At 47.4% G+C, this 19634-nt stretch carries 23 protein-coding genes and 2 other annotated features; of the genes, 20 read left to right on the top strand and 3 right to left on the bottom strand.

Features of this window, described 5'->3' with window-relative positions; all coding sequences use genetic code 11:
* Positions 1 to 4: 4 nt before the first annotated feature.
* On the bottom strand, positions 5 to 196 hold the full coding sequence (locus tag H7F26_RS21000) for a hypothetical protein (RefSeq protein WP_003184058.1): 192 nt from the start codon (positions 194 to 196) through the stop codon (positions 5 to 7).
* A 161-nt stretch (positions 197 to 357) separates the two neighbouring features.
* Positions 358 to 591 (top strand) — a binding site (T-box leader).
* Between the two features lie 60 nt (positions 592 to 651).
* On the opposite strand from H7F26_RS21000, the gene H7F26_RS20995 reads away from it, so the two are divergent.
* The 11 genes from H7F26_RS20995 (at position 652) to minD (ending at position 12352) form a co-directional block, all read left to right on the top strand.
* A complete protein-coding gene (locus tag H7F26_RS20995; RefSeq protein WP_003184055.1) occupies positions 652 to 3294 on the top strand; it encodes a valine--tRNA ligase in 2643 nt (880 codons plus the stop codon).
* Between the two features lie 81 nt (positions 3295 to 3375).
* Positions 3376 to 4674: a bifunctional folylpolyglutamate synthase/dihydrofolate synthase gene (locus tag H7F26_RS20990; RefSeq protein ID WP_026080808.1), complete on the top strand. Its 1299-nt coding sequence runs from the start codon at positions 3376 to 3378 to the stop codon at positions 4672 to 4674.
* Positions 4675 to 4816: 142 nt separating this feature from the next.
* Entirely contained in the window at positions 4817 to 5566 is a 750-nt protein-coding gene (locus tag H7F26_RS20985) for a prepilin peptidase (RefSeq protein WP_011198164.1), read from the top strand.
* Positions 5567 to 5769: 203 nt separating this feature from the next.
* The gene (locus H7F26_RS20980) at positions 5770 to 6801 is read left to right on the top strand and encodes an SPOR domain-containing protein (protein ID WP_003184050.1); all 1032 of its coding nucleotides are present in this window, start codon (positions 5770 to 5772) and stop codon (positions 6799 to 6801) included.
* A 153-nt stretch (positions 6802 to 6954) separates the two neighbouring features.
* The gene (locus H7F26_RS20975) at positions 6955 to 7527 is read left to right on the top strand and encodes a Maf family protein (protein ID WP_003184048.1); all 573 of its coding nucleotides are present in this window, start codon (positions 6955 to 6957) and stop codon (positions 7525 to 7527) included.
* Positions 7528 to 7581: 54 nt separating this feature from the next.
* On the top strand, positions 7582 to 8256 hold the full coding sequence (gene radC, locus H7F26_RS20970) for a RadC family protein (protein ID WP_003184045.1): 675 nt from the start codon (positions 7582 to 7584) through the stop codon (positions 8254 to 8256).
* 87 nt (positions 8257 to 8343) lie between these two features.
* Positions 8344 to 9354, top strand: coding sequence for a rod shape-determining protein (locus tag H7F26_RS20965; RefSeq protein ID WP_003184042.1), 1011 nt, complete (start codon positions 8344 to 8346; stop codon positions 9352 to 9354).
* A gap of 30 nt (positions 9355 to 9384) precedes the next feature.
* Positions 9385 to 10293, top strand: coding sequence for a rod shape-determining protein MreC (gene mreC, locus H7F26_RS20960; RefSeq protein ID WP_003184040.1), 909 nt, complete (start codon positions 9385 to 9387; stop codon positions 10291 to 10293).
* Positions 10290 to 10808, top strand: coding sequence for a rod shape-determining protein MreD (mreD, locus tag H7F26_RS20955; protein WP_003184039.1), 519 nt, complete (start codon positions 10290 to 10292; stop codon positions 10806 to 10808). The genes mreC and mreD overlap by 4 nt, the downstream gene beginning before the upstream one ends.
* A gap of 54 nt (positions 10809 to 10862) precedes the next feature.
* Positions 10863 to 11543: a septum site-determining protein MinC gene (gene minC / locus H7F26_RS20950; RefSeq protein ID WP_011198163.1), complete on the top strand. Its 681-nt coding sequence runs from the start codon at positions 10863 to 10865 to the stop codon at positions 11541 to 11543.
* 2 nt (positions 11544 to 11545) lie between these two features.
* Positions 11546 to 12352, top strand: coding sequence for a septum site-determining protein MinD (minD, locus tag H7F26_RS20945; RefSeq protein WP_003184035.1), 807 nt, complete (start codon positions 11546 to 11548; stop codon positions 12350 to 12352).
* A 44-nt stretch (positions 12353 to 12396) separates the two neighbouring features.
* Here minD and H7F26_RS20940 read toward each other — a convergent pair whose 3' ends face one another.
* On the bottom strand, positions 12397 to 12657 hold the full coding sequence (locus H7F26_RS20940) for an ArsR/SmtB family transcription factor (protein ID WP_202604349.1): 261 nt from the start codon (positions 12655 to 12657) through the stop codon (positions 12397 to 12399).
* Positions 12658 to 12716: 59 nt separating this feature from the next.
* Entirely contained in the window at positions 12717 to 13148 is a 432-nt protein-coding gene (locus H7F26_RS20935) for an SRPBCC family protein (protein ID WP_369878943.1), read from the bottom strand.
* 142 nt (positions 13149 to 13290) lie between these two features.
* Between H7F26_RS20935 and H7F26_RS20930 the strand changes: the two genes are divergently transcribed.
* The 9 genes from H7F26_RS20930 to pheA all read left to right on the top strand — a co-directional run bounded on the left by H7F26_RS20930 (position 13291) and on the right by pheA (position 19612).
* Entirely contained in the window at positions 13291 to 14082 is a 792-nt protein-coding gene (locus tag H7F26_RS20930; RefSeq protein ID WP_044789852.1) for a M23 family metallopeptidase, read from the top strand.
* On the top strand, positions 14075 to 14941 hold the full coding sequence (locus H7F26_RS20925) for a M50 family metallopeptidase (protein ID WP_003184028.1): 867 nt from the start codon (positions 14075 to 14077) through the stop codon (positions 14939 to 14941). The genes H7F26_RS20930 and H7F26_RS20925 overlap by 8 nt, the downstream gene beginning before the upstream one ends.
* A gap of 69 nt (positions 14942 to 15010) precedes the next feature.
* Positions 15011 to 15085, top strand: a sequence feature (ribosomal protein L21 leader region).
* Between the two features lie 12 nt (positions 15086 to 15097).
* Positions 15098 to 15406 carry a 50S ribosomal protein L21 gene (rplU, locus tag H7F26_RS20920; protein ID WP_003184027.1) on the top strand — a complete coding sequence of 103 codons (309 nt, stop codon included), beginning with the start codon at positions 15098 to 15100 and terminating at the stop codon, positions 15404 to 15406.
* Between the two features lie 12 nt (positions 15407 to 15418).
* Positions 15419 to 15760, top strand: a complete 342-nt coding sequence (locus H7F26_RS20915; RefSeq protein WP_003184025.1) for a ribosomal-processing cysteine protease Prp — start codon at positions 15419 to 15421, stop codon at positions 15758 to 15760.
* 12 nt (positions 15761 to 15772) lie between these two features.
* Positions 15773 to 16054, top strand: a complete 282-nt coding sequence (gene rpmA / locus H7F26_RS20910; RefSeq protein WP_003184023.1) for a 50S ribosomal protein L27 — start codon at positions 15773 to 15775, stop codon at positions 16052 to 16054.
* 225 nt (positions 16055 to 16279) lie between these two features.
* Positions 16280 to 16858, top strand: a complete 579-nt coding sequence (locus H7F26_RS20905) for a sporulation initiation phosphotransferase B (RefSeq protein ID WP_003184022.1) — start codon at positions 16280 to 16282, stop codon at positions 16856 to 16858.
* A 32-nt stretch (positions 16859 to 16890) separates the two neighbouring features.
* Complete coding sequence (gene obgE / locus H7F26_RS20900; RefSeq protein ID WP_003184021.1) at positions 16891 to 18177, top strand: GTPase ObgE; 1287 nt, start codon at positions 16891 to 16893, stop codon at positions 18175 to 18177.
* A 113-nt stretch (positions 18178 to 18290) separates the two neighbouring features.
* Complete coding sequence (locus tag H7F26_RS20895) at positions 18291 to 18734, top strand: ACT domain-containing protein (RefSeq protein ID WP_003184018.1); 444 nt, start codon at positions 18291 to 18293, stop codon at positions 18732 to 18734.
* A 26-nt stretch (positions 18735 to 18760) separates the two neighbouring features.
* On the top strand, positions 18761 to 19612 hold the full coding sequence (pheA, locus tag H7F26_RS20890; protein WP_025805050.1) for a prephenate dehydratase: 852 nt from the start codon (positions 18761 to 18763) through the stop codon (positions 19610 to 19612).
* Positions 19613 to 19634: the final 22 nt, after the last annotated feature.

Below are 19634 nucleotides of genomic sequence, written 5' to 3'. Positions count from 1 at the left end.
GTGCTTAAATCCAGTCAAGGTGAAAGGCGCACGCAAGGAATATGAGAATGCCCAAAAGGAGGACATCAAATGTGGTAGGAAAGATGATCGTGCGGATGCCCTGGAATATCGTAATCGGGAGGACGACTTGAACAGCAACAAGCCTGACTTGCTTCAGCCACGGCTGGAATGAATATGTGTTGAATTTTTTTCGCATCTTATGCCTCCTCTCCTTTTCGTTACAGCATCATATGAGGAAAAGGAGCTTGTGTGCATGGCCCAATCTCGTATAAAACAACAGAAAAACGGAAAAGATGATTGACGAAAATGAAAAAGATTTAGTAATATAAGAAAAAGTACGTGCTGAAAAGTCAATGATCACCCGCTTTGAATGGGAAGAGTACAAAAACAGACGCTTGCAGAGAGGGAAGCCGGTTCGCTGAAAGGCTCCCAGTCAGTCTTTTTTGGAAGGTCGCCCAGGAGCGCAATTTCTCGAACAAAAAAGTAGAGAAATTCGGGAAAGTCCCGTTATCCCATTTAAGTGCGTGAATGCGTTTTTTTTGCATTCATGAAAAAAGGTGGTACCGCGAGAGAGTTCTCTTCGTCCTTTTAACAGGATCAAGAGGACTCTTTTTTATTGTTCAGCCGTTTAATACTGTTGGAGGTTTGAAAATGGATAATCAAGAACTGACGATGCCGACAAAATACGATCCGTCTGCAGTTGAAAAAGACAGATACGACTATTGGGTGAACGGCAAATTTTTCGAAGCGAAAAACGATCCTGAAAAAGAACCGTACACCGTTGTCATTCCCCCGCCGAATGTGACGGGTAAGCTGCACTTGGGGCATGCTTGGGATTCCACCTTGCAGGATATCGTGACAAGAATGAAACGGATGCAGGGCTATGACGTGCTCTGGCTGCCGGGTATGGACCACGCCGGTATTGCAACCCAGGCAAAAGTAGAAGCGAAGCTTCGTGAAGAAGGAAAAACGCGCTATGATCTCGGACGCGAAAAATTCCTTGAAGAAACATGGAATTGGAAAGAGGAATATGCCGATTTTATTCGCAGCCAGTGGGCAAAGCTCGGTCTCGGCCTCGATTATTCTAGGGAGCGGTTCACCCTCGATGAGGGGCTTTCTAAAGCGGTGCGCGAAGTATTTGTAAAGCTTTATGAAAAAGGGCTGATTTACCGCGGAGAATATATCATTAACTGGGATCCGGCAACCAAAACGGCTTTGTCAGACATCGAAGTCATCTATAAAGACGTACAAGGTGCGTTCTATCATATGCGATATCCGCTGAAAGACGGTTCAGGCTCGATTGAAATTGCGACGACCCGTCCGGAAACAATGCTCGGCGATACAGCGGTTGCGGTGCATCCGGAAGACGAGCGGTACAAACACCTAATCGGAAAAACGGTCATTCTGCCGATCACGGGCAGAGAAATCCCGATTGTCGGAGACGACTATGTCGATATGGAATTCGGTTCAGGCGCCGTCAAAATTACGCCTGCCCATGATCCGAACGACTTTGAAATCGGAAACCGCCACAACCTTGAACGCATTCTCGTCATGAATGAAGACGGCACGATGAATGACAATGCCCTTCAATATAAAGGCATGGACCGTTTTGAATGCCGCAAGCAGATCGTGAAAGATCTTCAGGAAGAGGGCGTGCTGTTCAAGATTGAAGAACATACGCATTCGGTCGGCCACAGCGAACGAAGCGGAGCAGTCGTTGAGCCGTATTTGTCAACACAGTGGTTCGTGCAAATGCAGCCGCTTGCCGACGCCGCCATCGAATTGCAAAAAAGCGAAGGCAAAGTCAACTTCGTCCCTGACCGTTTTGAAAAAACGTATCTGCACTGGATGGAAAATATCCGCGACTGGTGCATTTCTCGCCAGCTCTGGTGGGGCCATCGGATTCCGGCATGGTACCATAAAGAAACCGGTGAAATCTATGTCGGCGTTGAAGCGCCGGAAGATGCAGAAAACTGGGAGCAGGACAAAGACGTTCTTGATACATGGTTCAGTTCCGCTCTTTGGCCGTTTTCAACGATGGGCTGGCCTGATATCGATGAGGAAGATTTCAAGCGCTACTATCCGACGAACGTCCTTGTCACAGGCTACGATATTATTTTCTTCTGGGTATCGAGAATGATCTTCCAAGGTATCGAATTTACCGGAGAACGTCCGTTTAAAGATGTCTTGATCCACGGGCTCATCCGCGACGACCAGGGCCGCAAAATGAGCAAATCGCTCGGAAACGGCGTCGATCCGATGGATGTAATCGACAAGTACGGAGCGGATTCGCTGCGCTACTTCCTTGCAACAGGAAGCTCTCCGGGTCAGGATTTACGCTTCAGCTTTGAAAAAGTAGAGTCAACATGGAATTTTGCGAACAAGATTTGGAACGCATCAAGGTTCGCTCTGATGAACATGGACGGCATGACATACGAAGAGCTTGACCTGTCAGGGGAAAAATCCGTTGCCGATAAGTGGATTTTAACAAGGTTGAATGAAACGATTGAAACCGTGACACAGCTGGCCGACAAGTACGAATTCGGCGAGGTTGGCCGCCATCTCTACAATTTTATCTGGGATGATTTCTGTGACTGGTACATCGAAATGGCTAAACTTCCGCTTTACGGCGAAGATGAAGCGGCGAAGAAGACAACCCGCTCCATTTTAGCGTATGTGCTGGATCAAACGATGCGCCTCCTGCATCCGTTTATGCCGTTCCTGACGGAAGAGATTTGGCAGCATCTTCCTCACGAAGGGGAATCCATTACAGTCGCCAAATGGCCTGAGGCCGTCAAAGAATATACGGACACCGAGGCCGCGGCGGATATGAAGCTTCTCGTTGAAGTCATCCGCGCCGTACGGAACATCCGCAGCGAAGTTAACACGCCGCTCAGCAAGCAGATTGAACTTTATATTAAAACGAGCACGCCGGAAATCGCTGAACGACTTGAAGAAAACCGTTTGTACGTAGAACGCTTTACGAATCCGAGCCTTCTTCAGATCGGAACGGATATTCAAGCGGTCGATAAAGCGATGACCGCTGTCGTATCTGGCGCCGAGCTGATCTTGCCGCTCGAAGGTCTGATTAACATTGACGAAGAAATCAGCCGCCTTCAAAAAGAACTCGATAAGCTGACGAAGGAAGTTGAACGGGTTCAGAAGAAATTAAGCAATGAAGGATTTATGAAAAAAGCACCTGCACATGTCATTGAAGAAGAGCGGGCGAAAGAAGCCGATTATACGGCGAAGCGTGAAGCTGTAGAAAAAAGAATCGCCGAATTGAAAAACTGATAACACGAAAAAGGAGGTGTTTTCCAGGTCTTTCTAAAGCCGCTGGAAAACACCTTCATCAATTGAAGGGAAGGAATGCGCTTGTTCAAAACGTTTGATGAAGCACTCAGCTGGATTAACGGAAGGCTTAAATTCGGCGTGAAGCCGGGTTTGGAACGAATGGAATGGCTGCTGAGAAAGCTCGGGCACCCCGAGAAAAAGCTCAATGCGGTTCATGTCGCCGGAACAAACGGAAAAGGTTCAACGATCGCTTTTCTCCGTTCGGTATTAAATGAAGCCGGTTATACAGCAGGCACCTTCACATCACCGTATATCATCACCTTTAACGAACGGATCAGCGTTGACGGCGCCCCGATCTCAGATGAAGAATGGACGGCGCTCTTTAATGAGGTCGGGCCTCTTGTCCTTGAGCTTGAAAAAACCGAATTCGGAGCCGCCACAGAATTTGAAATTATTACGGCATGCGCATTTTTATATTTTGCTAAATACAGGCGGACAGATTTTGTTATTTTTGAAACGGGCTTAGGCGGCCGTTTGGATTCGACAAACGTCGTGAAGCCGATGTTAACGGTCATCACTTCGATCGGCCATGACCATACGGCGATATTAGGCGGTACATTGAAAGAGATTGCCGCGGAAAAGGCAGGGATCATCAAACGCGGCGTTCCTGTTATCACAGCCGTTCATCAGCATGAAGCGGCTGAGGTGATAAAGCGAAAGGCGATGGAGACAGAATCTGCTTTTATATCCCTTCACGAGGATTGCCAGCTGTACGGGGAGCTTTCATTGCCTGAGGGAGAGCAGTTTTCGTTGAAAACACCGTTACATCATTATGAAGGAATTGAAACAAGCCTGATCGGCACCCATCAGCGGCAAAACGCGTCTTTGGCCATACTTGCGGCCGAATGGCTGACAGCCGAAAAACATGCGGCGATCGGCGAAAAAGAGCTGAAACGCGGCATTCGTAACGTGGGATGGCCCGGCCGGTTTGAGAAGGTATTGAACAAGCCTCTTGTTTATATCGACGGCGCTCATAACAAAGAAGGGATGGAGCGGCTGGCCGAGACGATCTCCTCCCACTTCGCCGGGCGGAATATTCACGTATGCTTCAGCGCTCTTAAAGATAAGCCGTACAGAGACATGATCCGCAAAATCGAGTCGTTTGCGTCATCGATTCACTTCACATCCTTTGATTTCCCGAGGGCGGAATCCGCTCAAAAGCTGTTTGAGCAAAGTACCGCTGATTATAAAACATTTGATGAAGACATCGCCTCTGTTTTCCGGTATATCGAAGAAAAAGCTGAAGAGGAAAAAGCGGTGGTCGTTATCACCGGGTCGCTTTATTTTATTTCCGCCGTCAGGGCAGCTTTAACTGAATAAAACATAAAAATGCGCTTTTGGCCACCGGCTGACGGCGCATTTTTATGTTTTAGGAAAAGAGGAGGCGCTTCATATTTGCTAAAATAACAGCCGCTAGGCAGCAGCTTTTTTCATGAAATTTGATTCTGCGAGGTTGATAACGATGTTCATCTTTTACCTTTTTACGGCAGGTTTAGTGCTCGGCTCTTTTTTTAATTCGGCCGGGCGCCGCATTCCTGAAAAGATATCATTGATTGCTCCGCGTTCCCTCTGCCGCGTCTGCAAAAGGCAGCTGGGCTTCTCGGAGCTGATACCGGTTTTGTCCTATTTGATGCAGCGGGGGAGGTGCAAAGGATGTCAAACCCCGCTCTCGATCGTGTATCCGGCAGTTGAGCTCTCCGCCGCCATCCTGTTTGCGTTTGCCGGCATGCACGTTGGGCATGAGGGGGAGCTGGTGATTGTGCTTGCTCTTATATCTCTGCTTTTGATCGTCTTTGTATCTGATGTGACACACATGATCATTCCGGATGCTGTTCTTTGTTTTTTCCTGCCTGTCTTTGCCGTCGGACGATTCCTTGTTCCTCTGGAACAGTGGCACTCAAGTTTGAGCGGTGCGATGGCCGGCGGTATGCTGCCCCTCTTGACGCTGCTTTTGACGAAAGGGGGGATCGGCTGGGGAGACGTAAAGCTGTTTGCGGTAATCGGCATGGCGCTCGGCAGCCGCCTCCTCGTTCTCGCTTTTTTCCTCTCGGCAGCCGCAGGAACGGTGCTTGGTCTTATTGCACTCCTGGCAGGCAAACTGAAGAAAAATGAACCAATGCCGTTTGCTCCCGCGATTCTGGCCGGGACGCTGACGAGCTGCTTCTATGGCGAACCAATGATCGAGTGGTACCTTCAAACGGCATGGTGGTGAAAAATTTGACGAAACCTTTTTGGGCAAGACGACAAAAGTCTTGTTCTTTTTTTTTGAGGCTGTGATAAAGTGTGGACATTAAGAGGGACAGCCTTTAGGAGAACTCCTCCTTCCTTCTGGCTTCCCTCTGCCGAGCGTATAGAGAGCGGCCAAGCTGCCGCCTAAATCAATATAAAACAATTAACAGAAAGCGAGGGAAGCATATGAAAAAACGGAAAAGCAAGAAAAACTCAGCTAAAAAAGCGCCCGAACAAGACCCGCTTAAAGTGATGATCAACGGCAGAGAAGAGACTATCTACGGAAATGAAAAAGAGTTTTCCAACAGAAATGAAGAAAAGAAGTTTACCTTTTCGAACTGGGAAGAAAAGAGAAAGGCAGAACGGGAAATATCGGCTTCAAAAGAGGACGGCACACATGAAACAGGTGAATTTACATGGACGCCACCGGACGAAGAAGAAACCGTCTACAAAGACGATCCTAAAGTGGTGGCGCCTTATCAAAAGAAAAACGAGCCCAAAAACAACCGCAAAACGAAAACGTCTCTTACGTATCCTGTGAAGCGATTTGCCGCGACCATCGTCTTTGCTGTTTTGCTCGGGACGGGACTCGGTCTGTTTGCGCTGAATCTCGCAACGCATAAAGAAGGAGTGCCGGCTTCCGGCAGTCTTGGGGCGGATGCTGAAAACGGCCAGACCGTTAAAGCCGGTGACTCCGGTGCCGAGGAGAAAAAGAGCGGAGAAAAAAATAGCGGACAAGCGGGAGAATCTTTTAACAGCTTCGCCGTTCAGGCCGGAAAGTTTTCGTCTAAAGAAGGAGCGGATACGCTGGCCTCTCAAATCGCAGACAAGGGGTATGCCGCCGTGTCGATTGCCAAGGACGACGGGTTTTATGTAATCGCCGGAATAACGGGAGAAAAGCAGATGACATCTGAACTTGGCAAAATATTAATCGAAAACGATTTTGAAGCGTGGGGCGGAAAAGAGCTTCCGGTTGCAATCGAGTCCGGTTTGCTGGAGCCTTTTAAAGAAGCGGCTGAGCTGTCGGCAAAAGCGATTCTCGGCGCGGAGGTTACATCTCAAAACATAGCCGATGTCAAAGCTCAACTTGACGGGGCCCAATCAAAAGGCTCTGAAGAGGTAAAGAAGAGCATACTGGAAGCCGTCAACCTTCTGGAGAAACCGACCGCAGCCAACGGCTGGAAGAGCCAGCAGCTATTGCTGGGCCAAATTAAATAAATAGAAAACCAGCAGACGTGCTGGTTTTTTTATTTTCGCGATTTTTGTCATTAAAAAGTTATTTTTCTGAAATTGTGGCGGCGGCGTTCTTTTGGTAGGATAAAACAGGTATCTTTTTTTCCTATGCAAAAACCTTTGAAAGGATGGCTTCTTATGACCCGACAGCTCATATTGGCTTCACAATCACCCCGCAGAAAGGAACTCCTCGATCTCCTGCAGATTCCGTACAGCATCGTTACGAGCAATGCGGAAGAAAAATTAATTCGAAACTTTTCACCAGCAGAAAACGTCAAATGGTTGGCGGAACAAAAAGTGCGTGCAGTAGCCGAACAATATCCTGATGCCGTCGTGCTTGGCGCCGACACCATTGTTTATTATGACGGAGCTTATTTGGGCAAGCCCAAAGATGCCGAAGATGCAGAACGGATGCTGAGCATGCTTTCGGGACAGACCCATTCAGTGCTCACCGGCGTCTGCATTAAGGACGGCGAAAGATGCGAAACATTTTTTGAGGAAACCGAAGTCTCTTTTTGGCCTCTTGAAGAAAAGGAAATCAGCGCTTACATCGCTACGGGAGAACCGTTTGATAAAGCCGGTTCATACGGAATACAAGGAAAAGGCGCGCTTTTTGTCAAACAGATAAAAGGAGACTATTATACAGTTGTGGGCCTTCCGATTTCCAAAACGATGAGAATGCTGAAAACGTTTGATCTCCACTCCTTTTGATGTACCGAACGAGAAGGGAATCAAAAGGGAGGGTTTATCATAAGCGATCTGCCATTGAAATTAAAAGATTTTCCTGATGAAGAAAGGCCAAGGGAGCGCCTTCTCAACACAGGCGCCGAAAGTTTGTCAAACCATGAACTGCTTGCGATACTGCTCAGAACCGGTACGAAAAAAGAATCGGTTCTTCAGCTTTCAAGCCGGCTGCTTCAAACGTTTGACGGCCTCCGTTTGTTAAAAGAAGCATCCGCCGAGGAGCTTTCAAGCATTTCCGGGATCGGCCGCGCAAAAGCCGTGCAGATTTTGGCGGCCCTTGAGCTTGGCCGGCGCATTCACAGTCTGGCTTGCAAAGACCGTTATGTGATTCGTTTTCCCGAAGATGCGGCCAATTTTTTAATGGGGGATATGCGCTTTCTCTCTCAGGAGCACTTCGTATGTGTGTATCTGAACACGAAAAACCAGGTGATCCACAAGCGCACGGTTTTTATAGGGAGCCTGAACTCTTCAATCGTCCATCCGAGGGAAGTGTTTAAAGAAGCTTTAAAGCGCTCCGCAGCTTCATTCATCTGCGTCCACAATCATCCGTCCGGAGATCCGGCTCCAAGCCGCGAAGACATAGAAGTTACACAGCGCCTTCACGAGTCCGGACAGCTGCTCGGAATCGAATTGCTCGATCATATCATCATCGGTGATCAAAAATTTGTGAGCTTAAAAGAAAAAGGATATTTGTAACACTTTTTTTTTCATTAAATTAAGCTATAATAGAATTTATGGGTTTTTGCTTAGGAATATTGTTTTAAGAAAGGAAGATACATACAAATGTTTGGAATTGGTGCGAGAGACCTTGGAATAGATTTAGGAACGGCGAATACGCTTGTTTTTGTGAAAGGTAAAGGAATTGTCGTCAGGGAGCCTTCTGTCGTTGCACTGCAAACAGACACAAAGCAGATTGTCGCAGTCGGAAATGATGCGAAAAACATGATCGGACGTACGCCCGGCAATGTCGTTGCCCTCCGCCCGATGAAGGATGGCGTAATCGCTGATTATGAAACAACAGCGACAATGATGAAGCATTATATTAGCAAAGCAGTTAAAAACAAAGGCTTATTTGCGAGAAAGCCGTATGTCATGGTCTGTGTCCCGTCGGGAATTACGGCCGTCGAGCAGCGTGCGGTTATCGACGCCACGCGCCAGGCCGGAGCGAGAGATGCATATCCGATTGAAGAACCGTTTGCAGCGGCGATCGGTGCAAACCTTCCTGTTTGGGAGCCGACTGGAAGCATGGTGGTCGACATCGGAGGCGGAACGACCGAAGTCGCGATTATTTCCCTCGGCGGCATCGTCACATCCCAGTCTATCCGCGTTGCCGGAGATGAAATGGATGAAGCAATCATTACTTATATTAGAAAAACATATAACTTGATGATCGGTGACCGGACTGCAGAAGCGATCAAACTTGAAATCGGTTCTGCCGAAGCTTCTGAAAACGGAGAAAGCATGGAGATCCGCGGCCGCGATCTTTTAACAGGCCTGCCGAAAACGATTGAAATCACTGAAAAAGAAATTACAGCGGCTCTTCGCGACACTGTGACCGCCATTGTCGATGCCGTAAAAAATACGCTTGAAAAAACTCCGCCTGAACTCGCGGCTGATATTATGGACCGCGGAATCGTCCTTACGGGAGGCGGCGCACTGCTGCGCCACCTGGACAAAGTCATCAGCGAAGAAACGAAAATGCCGGTTTTAATTGCGGAAGACCCTCTTGACTGTGTAGCGATCGGAACAGGTAAAGCTCTCGAGCAAATTCATCTATTTAAAGGCAAAAATTAAGGACACAGGGAATAGAAGAGGTGTATAATCATGCCGCAGTTTTTTACAAATAAACGGTTGATGCTTTTACTCCTTTGTATCATCATTTTAGTGGCAATGATTGGATTTTCGTTAAAGAATGACCGGAATGCAACTTGGCCCGAAAAATTTATTGGCGATACAACTGGTGTATTCCAGACGATTTTTCATACGCCCGCTCAATTTTTTGCGGGCTTCTTTGAAAATATCGAAGACTTAAAAAATACGTACAGCGAAAATGAGCGCCTGCGGAAAAAGCTCGACGGCCAGACACAATACGAGGCAAAGCTGCAGGAGCTTGAAAATGAAAATAAGTCTTTAAGAAAAGAGCTCGGCCATCTGAAATCAATTAAAGACTACACGCCGATTCTGGCGACCGTTATCGCCAGAAATCCCGATAAGTATGAGTGGTGGAACCTGATTACGATCAACAAAGGTTCAAAGCACGGCGTTGAGAAGGATATGGCGGTAACAGATGAAAACGGCAACTTGATCGGAAAAATCAAAAGCACAAAAGTGAACAATTTCACTTCCACCGTCCAGCTTTTAAGCGCAACAGACAGAAACAACAGAATCTCCACAGTTATCGCTGCAGATAAAGGCAAGAAAACGGTGAACGGAATCATCAACGGCTACGACTCAGATAAAAAGGCGCTTTCCATGGAAATCATCGAGCCTGATGAAGACAGGGAAGTGAAAAAAGGTGACCTCGTCGAAACTTCCGGTGCGGGCGGCGTTTTTCCTAAAGGCCTGACAATCGGAAAAGTGACAGAGGTTGAACCAGATTCCTACGGTTTGACGAAAATCGCTTATGTAGAGCCGGCAGCCGATATGTATAACCTTGATAACGTCATCGTCGTCGACAGAACGCTTGATACGGTGGATGTCGACAAGATGGACGATGAGGAGGAAGGGTCGTGAAACGCTTCCTTCTTCCCGTCGTCATGATGTTTGTTTTAGTATCTGACAGCGTCTATGCGGATTTTGTCAACTTGCCTTTTGTGACGGAAGAACAGCAGCTCATCCCGCGTTTTCTGCTGCTTGTCTTAGTTTTTATGACGGCTTATGTCAATCAGCCTTTTGCCATTACATATGGATTTATTTTCGGACTGTTATATGATATTAATTACACCGACCTTTTAGGTGTATATATGTTTGGTTTTGCCGGTATTTGCTATTTATCGTCAAAAGCGTTCAAAGTATTGCAGACAAACGCGCTGGTCGTCATTTTTATTTCGCTGCTCGCCGTCTGTGTTCTTGAATTTTACCAATATGGCGTGCAGATGCTGATACGTCCGGAAATTATGCCGTTCCATCAATTTGTGCTCGGCAGGCTCCTGCCCACGCTTGCGCTGAACGCCGTTGGCGGCCTTCTGCTCATTTACCCGTTCAAATGGTTTTTTACCAGTCTTAAGAAAGAGCTGAGGAATGAGTAAAAAGAGGATTTTATGAGCCGATGTCGAAAAGAGTATGATGTTGAGGTGAACACCGTGAAGACCCAAAAGCAGCAATACGTAACAATTAAAGGAACGAAAAATGGATTGACGCTTCATCTTGATGACACATGCTCTTTTGAAGAATTATTGTACGGTCTTCAGGATATGCTGTCACTCGAACATTATATGGATGGAAAAGGCCAGAAAATCAATGTTCTCGTTAAGCTCGGCCACCGCTATGTGACCGAGGAGCAAGAACAGATCCTGACCGATGTGATCACTGAGAAACAAAATCTGTTCATCCACTCCATTGAAAGTGAAGTCATGACCAAAGATGAAGCAAACCGCTTAAAAGCGGAAAGCGAAATTATTTCTGTCGCTAAGATTGTCCGTTCCGGGCAAGTCCTTGAAACGGAGGGTGATTTGCTTCTCATTGGGGATGTGAATCCGGGAGGAATGGTGAAAGCCGGAGGGAATATTTTCATCCTCGGCTCATTAAGAGGGATTGCCCACGCCGGTTTTAATGGAAATAAACGAGCTGTTATTGCGGCTTCGGATATGAGACCGACTCAATTGCGTATCAATCATGTGCTCAATCGCTCCCCAGACAACATCCAAGAAGGGAACGACATGGAATGTGCTTATTTAGATGAAAATGAGAATATGGTCATTGACCGCCTTCAGCAATTAGCTCATTTAAGACCTAGTTTAACAAGGCTTGAGGGAGGAATGTAAAATTGGGTGAAGCTATCGTAATAACCTCGGGGAAAGGCGGAGTAGGCAAAACGACGACGTCCGCAAATCTTGGCACCGCCTTGGCCATTTTGGGGAAACGGGTATGTCTCGTTGACACGGATATCGGCCTGCGCAATCTTGATGTTGTCATGGGCCTTGAAAATAGAATCATATATGATTTGGTGGATGTCGTTGAGGAACGATGCAAAATCCATCAGGCGCTTGTGAAAGATAAGCGCTTTGATGATTTGCTTTATTTGCTGCCGGCCGCTCAGACAAGCGATAAGTCGGCTGTTTTGCCCGAGCAGATGGTCAAGCTGATCCAGCAGCTCAAACAAGACTTCGACTACATTGTCATTGACTGCCCTGCAGGGATTGAGCAAGGTTATAAAAATGCGGTCTCGGGCGCAGACAAGGCGATTGTCGTGACAACACCGGAAATCTCCGCTGTTCGTGACGCTGACCGGATCATCGGCCTGCTTGAAAAGGAAGAAAATATTGAGCCGCCGAGACTTGTCGTCAACCGGATCCGCAACCACTTAATGAAAAACGGCGATACGCTGGATGTTGATGAAGTCATTCAGCACTTGTCGATCGAACTGATCGGTATTGTTGCGGATGATGATGAAGTGATTAAAGCTTCCAATAACGGGGAGCCTGTCGTCATGGACCCGAATAATAAAGCTTCAATCGCATACCGGAACATCGCCCGCCGCGTGCTGGGCGAATCTGTGCCTTTACAGTCGTTTGAAGAAGAAAATAAAGGCGTTTTCGCAAAGATTAAATCATTTTTCGGCGTACGCGCTTAACTGCAAAAAGCAATCTCCAAAGCGAGATTGCTTTTTTTGCAGTTTTATTGATCGTTTTCTACTTTATGCTTTAGCAAGGAAAGCTTATTGTCCCAATACATGTCGAAGTAGGCGAGCCACTGCTGCAGCTCGGCGAGAGGTTCGGGATGAAGCCTGTACAGTTTTTCTCTGCCCGCTTTTCTCCCGCTGACTAGGCCTGCTTCGGACAAAACTCTGAGATGCTTTGAAACAGCCGTCCGGCTCATCGGGAAATGGCTGCTGATATCTGTGACAGGCAATTCTTTGCCGGCGAGGAGCTCCAGCATTTTTCGCCGGGAGGGATCGGAAACGGCTTGGAACACATCATGTTTTGCGGCGGATGTCACTAGCCCTCAACTGCCTGACGCAGCTTTTGATTGACGATTGTTTCCCAGCCGCCATTCATCCGATTGCGGACATCCGCTTGCTTTTCTCCCGCTTTTGAAACCGTTTCTTCCGGCGCACCCCATCCTGAATGAATCAGGGTAAATTCGGTTTTTTCTGCAGAAAGCTCTTTCAATTCAAATGTGACGATCCATCCCGACGTATCCCAGCTGAAAGCGAGTCGATGCGGCGCATCAAGCTCGATCACTTTGCACGGGGAGGGGCCGAAAGGAGACTGCAGGGTGAATTCGCAGCCGATCTCCGGGCGGAAATCATTAGGCATAAACCAGGCGGCGATGCCTTCACTGGTGGCGACGGCCTCCCACACTTTTTCTATCGATGCGTGAAAAACAGCCTGTTTATGTATATCAGGCACTAGTTGATTGCTCATAATAGACCTCCTAGAAAAAAGTAAAACCAAATGGTTTCCTTTCTATTATATGAAACCTTTTAGTTTTATGTCAATGTTCCGTCATAATTCCCTGGGACAAGGCATATCATTGAACAAACGAACCTGAATGTAAAGGATGAGGGTTATGAGTCATAGAGCAGATGGGATTCGAAAAAGAATGGCCAGGAAAAGAAAGCGGAAAACACCGGACAAACAGCCCTTTTCATCAGACGGCAAAAAGCGGCCGCTCAAGCCGCCTGCATGGACAGCCTTTTCGGAAGATGAAAAAGGAGGAGACTTCCCTCCGCCTGAAGGAAGTTCCCTGCTGATAAACGGGAAGCACCCGCTTGTCAAGGCGGATGCGCTCATCTTGAAATGTCTTCTGTCGGCATGCCTTGTTCTTGTGTCCGCCATTGCCTACAAAGGCCAGTTTGAACCCGCAAACCAAATCAAACCGGTTATCAGCCAGGTGTTTACTGAAGAGTTCCAATTTGCGGCCCTCCAGAATTGGTATGAATCCAAGTTCGGCGATCCCCTCGCATTCTTTCAGCCGAAAGGCGCCAAACCGTCCGGCCAGGTCGAGGTGAATCAGGATCTCGCTGTACCTGCCGTAGGAAAGGTTCAGGAGAAATTCTCAGGGCAGGGCATTAAGGTAGAAACAGAAGACGAAACGATCCGCAGCATGAAGGAAGGCTATGTCATTGAAGTGGACAAAAATCCGGAAACAGGCCTGACGGTGGTCTTGCAGCATGCGGACAACAGCTATACCTACTACGGCCAGCTGAAAAAAGCGGATGTCGCTTTATACGATTATATAGATAAAGGAACGAAGCTCGGAACGATTGAGCAGGATAAAAATCAAAAAGGCATCTATTACTTTGCGATCAAACAAGGAGAGGAATTTGTTGATCCGATACAGGTGATCACATTTGAGTAAATGGACGGAGCTCTTCACCAAGCTTCACATTCATCCGCTGCTGTGGCTTGTCATGGCGATCGGTATCATGACAGGACATATTAAAGCGCTGTTTTGTTTAATGATCATTATTTTGATCCACGAGCTTGGCCACGCTGCTGCTGCCGTTTATTTTTCATGGAGAATTAAAGGCATTTTCCTGCTGCCTTTTGGAGGAACGCTGGAAGTCGATGAACACGGCAACAGACCGTTAAAGGAAGAGCTTGCCGTCATCGCCGCGGGGCCTGTTCAGCACATTTGGCTTCAATTTGCAGCCTGGCTTTTGGCGGTCAATTCGCTCATCAGCCCTCATATATTTGAAACGTTTACTTTTTACAATCTGACCATCCTCTTGATAAATCTGTTTCCTATTTGGCCGCTTGACGGCGGGAAGCTGCTGTTTCTGCTGTTTTCAAAACACCTTCCGTATCAGAAAGCGCAGCGGATGATGCTGGCTGTATCGTGCTTTTGCTGCGCTGTTCTAATCGCGGCGACTCTGCTGGTCTCCCCGTCGCAGCTGAGCGCTTGGGTGCTTCTCGTATTTTTGGCTGCATCCCTTTACCAGGAATATCGCAATCGGCATTACGCCCATATCCGTTTTTTGCTTGAGCGCTACTATGGAAATGAGAGGGAAGTGCGGCGACTCGCACCGATCACGGTGTGCGCCGAACAGCAGATTTATGAGGTCATGCTCATGTTTAAAAGGGGCTGCAAACACCCGATCATTATTGAGAAGGACGGACAAAAACTGAGCCAGCTGGATGAAAATGAAGTTCTCCACGCTTATTTTACAGACAAGCGCACGACTTCCTCAATGGAAGATCTGCTTCTGGTTTATTGACCATCCTTCTAAAAGACATTGACACTCGGGCTCTTTTCTGGTATATTTTTTAATGTTATGGATGTAGCACCCGTGCTACAACCGCTCAGCACAGGCGTTAAGTGCTTTCTTAGCCCCCTGTGACTGGCGAGTCTTAGTTTATTAGGAGGTGCAGAGATGTACGCAATTATTCAAACAGGCGGAAAACAAATCAAAGTTGAAGAAGGCCAAACTGTATACGTCGAAAAGCTTGCTGCTGAAGCCGGCGAAACAGTTACTTTTGACAACGTATTGTTTGTCGGCGGTGAAAATGTTAAAGTTGGCAGCCCTACGGTTGAAGGTGCTACGGTAACAGGCAAAGTTGAAAAACAAGGCCGCGCTAAAAAAATTACCGTATTTAAGTACAAGCCGAAGAAAAACCAACACAAAAAACAAGGTCATCGTCAACCTTACACTAAAGTTGTTATCGAAAAAATCAACGCTTAAGGCGTGTATGATATGATTCATGCAAAGATTACAAGATCCCGATCGAACAAAGACATCTTGGGCTTTGAAATGTCGGGACATGCGAATTTTGCTGAACATGGTCAGGATCTCGTTTGCGCAGGGGCGTCGGCGGTCGCCTTTGGAGCCGTCAATGCCGTAATGAAGCTGACGGGCATTGAGCCGGTCATTGACCTCGGGGAAGACGGCGGGTTTTTATCTTTCCGCTTCCCGGACGGTACGGATCGTGAGGCTTTTGAAAAGGCGCAGCTCCTTCTCGAAGGCATGATCGTCTCCCTTGACACGATCGAACGAGACTACAAAGGTTACTTAAAAGTAACGACGAACAAAATATAGGAGGTGAGCTACATGCTAAGATTAGATCTTCAGTTTTTTGCATCTAAAAAAGGAGTAGGTTCAACGAAAAACGGACGTGACTCTGAGGCGAAGCGCCTAGGTGCTAAACGTGCAGACGGTCAATTCGTATCTGGCGGTTCAATCCTTTATCGTCAGCGCGGAACAAAAATCTATCCAGGTGAAAACGTTGGGCGCGGCGGAGATGACACTCTATATGCAAAAGTCGACGGAACTGTTAAATTCGAACGTTTCGGCCGTAACCGCAAAAAAGTGAGCGTATATCCTGTAGCCTAACCTTTAAACGAAACTCCGGTCGTTCTGACCGGAGTTTTTTACATTCAGCACCATGACTTGCTTAAAACACCTTCCCGACGCCTAAATAAGGCCGGGTTTCCGCTCTGATTCTGCTTCGTTAAAGTATATAAACGTGTTTCATTTATACTGCCTTCTCTGTTATAATTCAAAGTACAAACTGAATCAGACTCCTAAAAGAGAGACCAAACGATTGGGAGTGCCAAAATGGAAGAAACTTCGAAAAAACGAGAAAAGAATATGGACGATAAGGCTTTGACCCATGAGCTTATCCATCTGCTCAGCCACTCAAGGCACGACTGGATGAATAAACTGCAATTGATTAAAGGAAACTTAACATTAAAAAAGTATGACCGCGTATTTGAAATTATCGATGAAGTGGTCATCGAAGCTCAGCATGAATCAAAGCTTTCAAACCTTAGAATCCCGCGCGCGGCGTATGAGCTGCTTACATTTAACTGGATGGCCCATTCGCTGACGCTTGAATATGAGGTGATCGGTCAAGTCAAGGATTTGTCAGCTTATGAAGAAAGGCTCGTCGTTCTCATCAGAAAGCTGTTTGGGATTTTTGACGATGCCGTTTTGAAAGGCAGCGACAATCATCTGACGATCACGCTGCAGACGGACGGTCCGGACGACCGCCTCGTCATCTTTCTCGATTTCCACGGCGTATTCACAAAGCTGACCGGTATCAAAGACTTTCATCATTCACTGGCCGACTTTTATGAAATCAAGCGGTTTGATGTAACAGACCGTGAGTGCATCGCCGAAATTCATATCAAGTAAAGCGGTTTTTTAGGAATAGAACGGAGGACATTATGTTTGTTGATCAGGTGAAAATATACGTAAAAGGCGGAGACGGAGGCAACGGTATGGTTGCTTTCCGCCGCGAAAAATATGTGCCAAAAGGAGGCCCTGCCGGAGGTGACGGCGGAAAAGGCGGAGACGTCGTTTTCAAAGTTGACGAAGGTCTCAGCACGCTGATGGATTTTAGATATCAAAGACATTTTAAGGCAGCGCGCGGAGAACACGGCATGTCTAAAAACCAGCACGGCCGAAATGCCGAAGACATGGTTGTGAAAGTCCCGCCCGGCACGGTTGTCATTGACGATGATACAAAACAGGTCATCGCTGATTTAACGGAGCACGGACAGGAAGCCGTCATCGCAAAAGGGGGACGCGGCGGACGGGGCAATACACGTTTTGCGACGCCTGCCAACCCGGCGCCGCAGCTTTCTGAAAACGGCGAACCCGGCAAGGAGCGCTATATTGTTCTCGAGCTGAAAGTTTTGGCAGATGTCGGTCTTGTCGGCTTCCCAAGCGTCGGAAAATCAACGCTCCTGTCTGTCGTGTCTTCGGCCAAGCCGAAAATTGCCGATTACCACTTTACAACGCTGAACCCGAATCTCGGAATGGTCGAAACGGAAGACGGCCGCAGCTTTGTAATGGCGGATCTTCCGGGACTGATTGAGGGGGCGCACGAAGGAGTTGGCCTCGGACACCAATTCCTCAGGCATATCGAAAGAACGCGCGTCATCGTGCACGTTATTGACATGTCGGGTCTTGAAGGGCGCGACCCGTATGAAGATTATGTGACCATTAATAAAGAGCTTGAACAGTATAATCTCAGGCTGACAGAACGTCCTCAAATTATTGTCGCCAATAAAATGGATATGCCGGATGCGGAAGAAAATCTGAAGGCTTTCAAAGAAAAGCTCACAGATGATTATCCTGTTTTTCCAATCAGCGCGGTGACCAGACAAGGCTTGAGGGATCTGCTGTTTGAAATTGCCGACCGTTTGGAAACGACGCCGGAATTCCCGCTCTACGACGAAGAAGACATGGCTGAAAACAGAGTCATGTATAAGCTTGAGGATGAGGAAGCGCCGTTTGAGATCAGCCGTGATCCTGACGGCACCTTCGTGCTCAGCGGAGCCAAGCTTGAACGCTTATTTAAAATGACGGACTTTTCAAGAGATGAGTCTGTTAAGCGTTTTGCCAGACAGCTTCGCGGAATGGGCGTCGATGATGCGCTTCGGGCCCGCGGTGCAAAAGACGGGGATACGATCCGTCTTCTCGAATTTGAATTTGAATTTATCGACTGATCATACCGGAGAGTTTGCCAAGCAAGCTCTCCGACTTTTAGCTGAAAGGAACGCCCTTCCTTTCGCAGGATCAATGTAAAGGAATCAGGGTTTTTAAAAGGAGAGAAAAGTCTGTGAAAGAGGAGACCTTTTATCTTGTCAGGGAAGACGTGCTGCCGGAGGCAATGCGGAAAACACTTGAGGTCAAAAAGCTGATTGAGCGGAAAAAAGCGGAATCTGTAGCTGAAGCCGTACAAAAGGTAGATTTGAGCCGAAGCGCTTTTTATAAGTACAGAGATGCGGTTTTTCCTTTTTATACGATGGTCAAGGAACAGATTATCACGCTTTTTTTTCATTTGGAGGACCGCTCAGGAACGCTGTCCCATCTGCTGCAAGTGGTAGCTGAATCGGGCTGCAATGTGCTGTCGATCCACCAGACCATCCCTCTTCAAGGAAGAGCGAATGTCACGCTCTCTGTCAGTACGAGAGGCATGGATGAAAATATCGATTTGCTGATGAACAAATTAAGAAAGCTGGAATTCGTAGAAAAGGTCGAAATACTAGGTTCGGGCGCTTAAGGGAGAGAATGACATATATCATGAGTATGAGAGTAGGTTATTTAGGTCCAGAAGCAACTTTTACGCACCTTGCCGTCTGCTCCTGCTTTTCAGATGCAGACCAGCAAGCATTTAACACGATACCGGCCTGCATGGATGCGGCGATGAACGGGGAGATCGATCTGGCTGTCGTCCCGCTTGAAAATGCGATTGAAGGATCGGTGAATCTGACAATAGACTACTTAATTCACGAACAGCCTCTTTATATTGTCGGAGAAATCACCGCTCCCATCCGTCAGCATTTGCTTGTGCATCCTACCAGAAAAGAGGCTTGGGAAGACATTCAGAAGGTTTATTCCCATTCCCATGCCATCGCGCAATGCCATAAATTTTTGCACAGCCGGTTCCGCTCCATTCCGTTTGAATATGCGACATCCACCGGAGCAGCTGCAAAATACGTGAGCGAAAATCCGGAAGAGAACATCGGCGTGATCGCCAATGAAATGGCAGCAGATACTTACGGATTAGACATCGTCAAAAGAGATGTGCATGACTATGAATACAATCACACGAGATTTGTGATGCTTCATCCGGATCGCGAGGCATCCCCTCCGGTCAACCCTCAACTCAAGGGAAGACCGAAAACGACTTTGCTGGTGACCCTTCCTTCGGACAGATCGGGAGCTCTCCACCAAGTGCTGTCGGCTTTCGCCTGGAGAAATTTGAATCTTTCTAAAATTGAATCGCGGCCGACAAAAACCGGTCTCGGCAATTATTTCTTCATTATTGATATTGAAATGGCCCTGGATGACGTGCTGATTCCAGGTGCAATAGCTGAGCTTGAAGCTTTGGGCTGCAAGGTGAAAATGCTCGGTGCCTACAACGCATATACACTATAAAAGAAAGGTCCTTTGCGCTGAT

This window comes from Bacillus sp. PAMC28748, assembly GCF_014250415.1.
Classification (GTDB): Bacteria; Bacillota; Bacilli; order Bacillales; family Bacillaceae; genus Bacillus; species Bacillus licheniformis.
Note: the sequence above shows the minus strand (reverse complement) of the source record. Positions and strands in the feature narration are given on the sequence as shown.

Coding starts and splice junctions, on each gene's coding strand:
- H7F26_RS21000 (WP_003184058.1), bottom strand. CDS start 196: ATGCGAAAAAAATTCAACACATATTCATTCCAGCCGTGGCTGAAGCAA.
- H7F26_RS20995 (WP_003184055.1), top strand. CDS start 652: ATGGATAATCAAGAACTGACGATGCCGACAAAATACGATCCGTCTGCA.
- H7F26_RS20985 (WP_011198164.1), top strand. CDS start 4,817: ATGTTCATCTTTTACCTTTTTACGGCAGGTTTAGTGCTCGGCTCTTTT.
- H7F26_RS20980 (WP_003184050.1), top strand. CDS start 5,770: ATGAAAAAACGGAAAAGCAAGAAAAACTCAGCTAAAAAAGCGCCCGAA.
- H7F26_RS20975 (WP_003184048.1), top strand. CDS start 6,955: ATGACCCGACAGCTCATATTGGCTTCACAATCACCCCGCAGAAAGGAA.
- H7F26_RS20965 (WP_003184042.1), top strand. CDS start 8,344: ATGTTTGGAATTGGTGCGAGAGACCTTGGAATAGATTTAGGAACGGCG.
- mreC (WP_003184040.1), top strand. CDS start 9,385: ATGCCGCAGTTTTTTACAAATAAACGGTTGATGCTTTTACTCCTTTGT.
- H7F26_RS20940 (WP_202604349.1), bottom strand. CDS start 12,657: ATGCTGGAGCTCCTCGCCGGCAAAGAATTGCCTGTCACAGATATCAGC.
- H7F26_RS20930 (WP_044789852.1), top strand. CDS start 13,291: ATGAGTCATAGAGCAGATGGGATTCGAAAAAGAATGGCCAGGAAAAGA.
- rplU (WP_003184027.1), top strand. CDS start 15,098: ATGTACGCAATTATTCAAACAGGCGGAAAACAAATCAAAGTTGAAGAA.
- H7F26_RS20915 (WP_003184025.1), top strand. CDS start 15,419: ATGATTCATGCAAAGATTACAAGATCCCGATCGAACAAAGACATCTTG.
- rpmA (WP_003184023.1), top strand. CDS start 15,773: ATGCTAAGATTAGATCTTCAGTTTTTTGCATCTAAAAAAGGAGTAGGT.
- H7F26_RS20905 (WP_003184022.1), top strand. CDS start 16,280: ATGGAAGAAACTTCGAAAAAACGAGAAAAGAATATGGACGATAAGGCT.
- obgE (WP_003184021.1), top strand. CDS start 16,891: ATGTTTGTTGATCAGGTGAAAATATACGTAAAAGGCGGAGACGGAGGC.
- pheA (WP_025805050.1), top strand. CDS start 18,761: ATGAGAGTAGGTTATTTAGGTCCAGAAGCAACTTTTACGCACCTTGCC.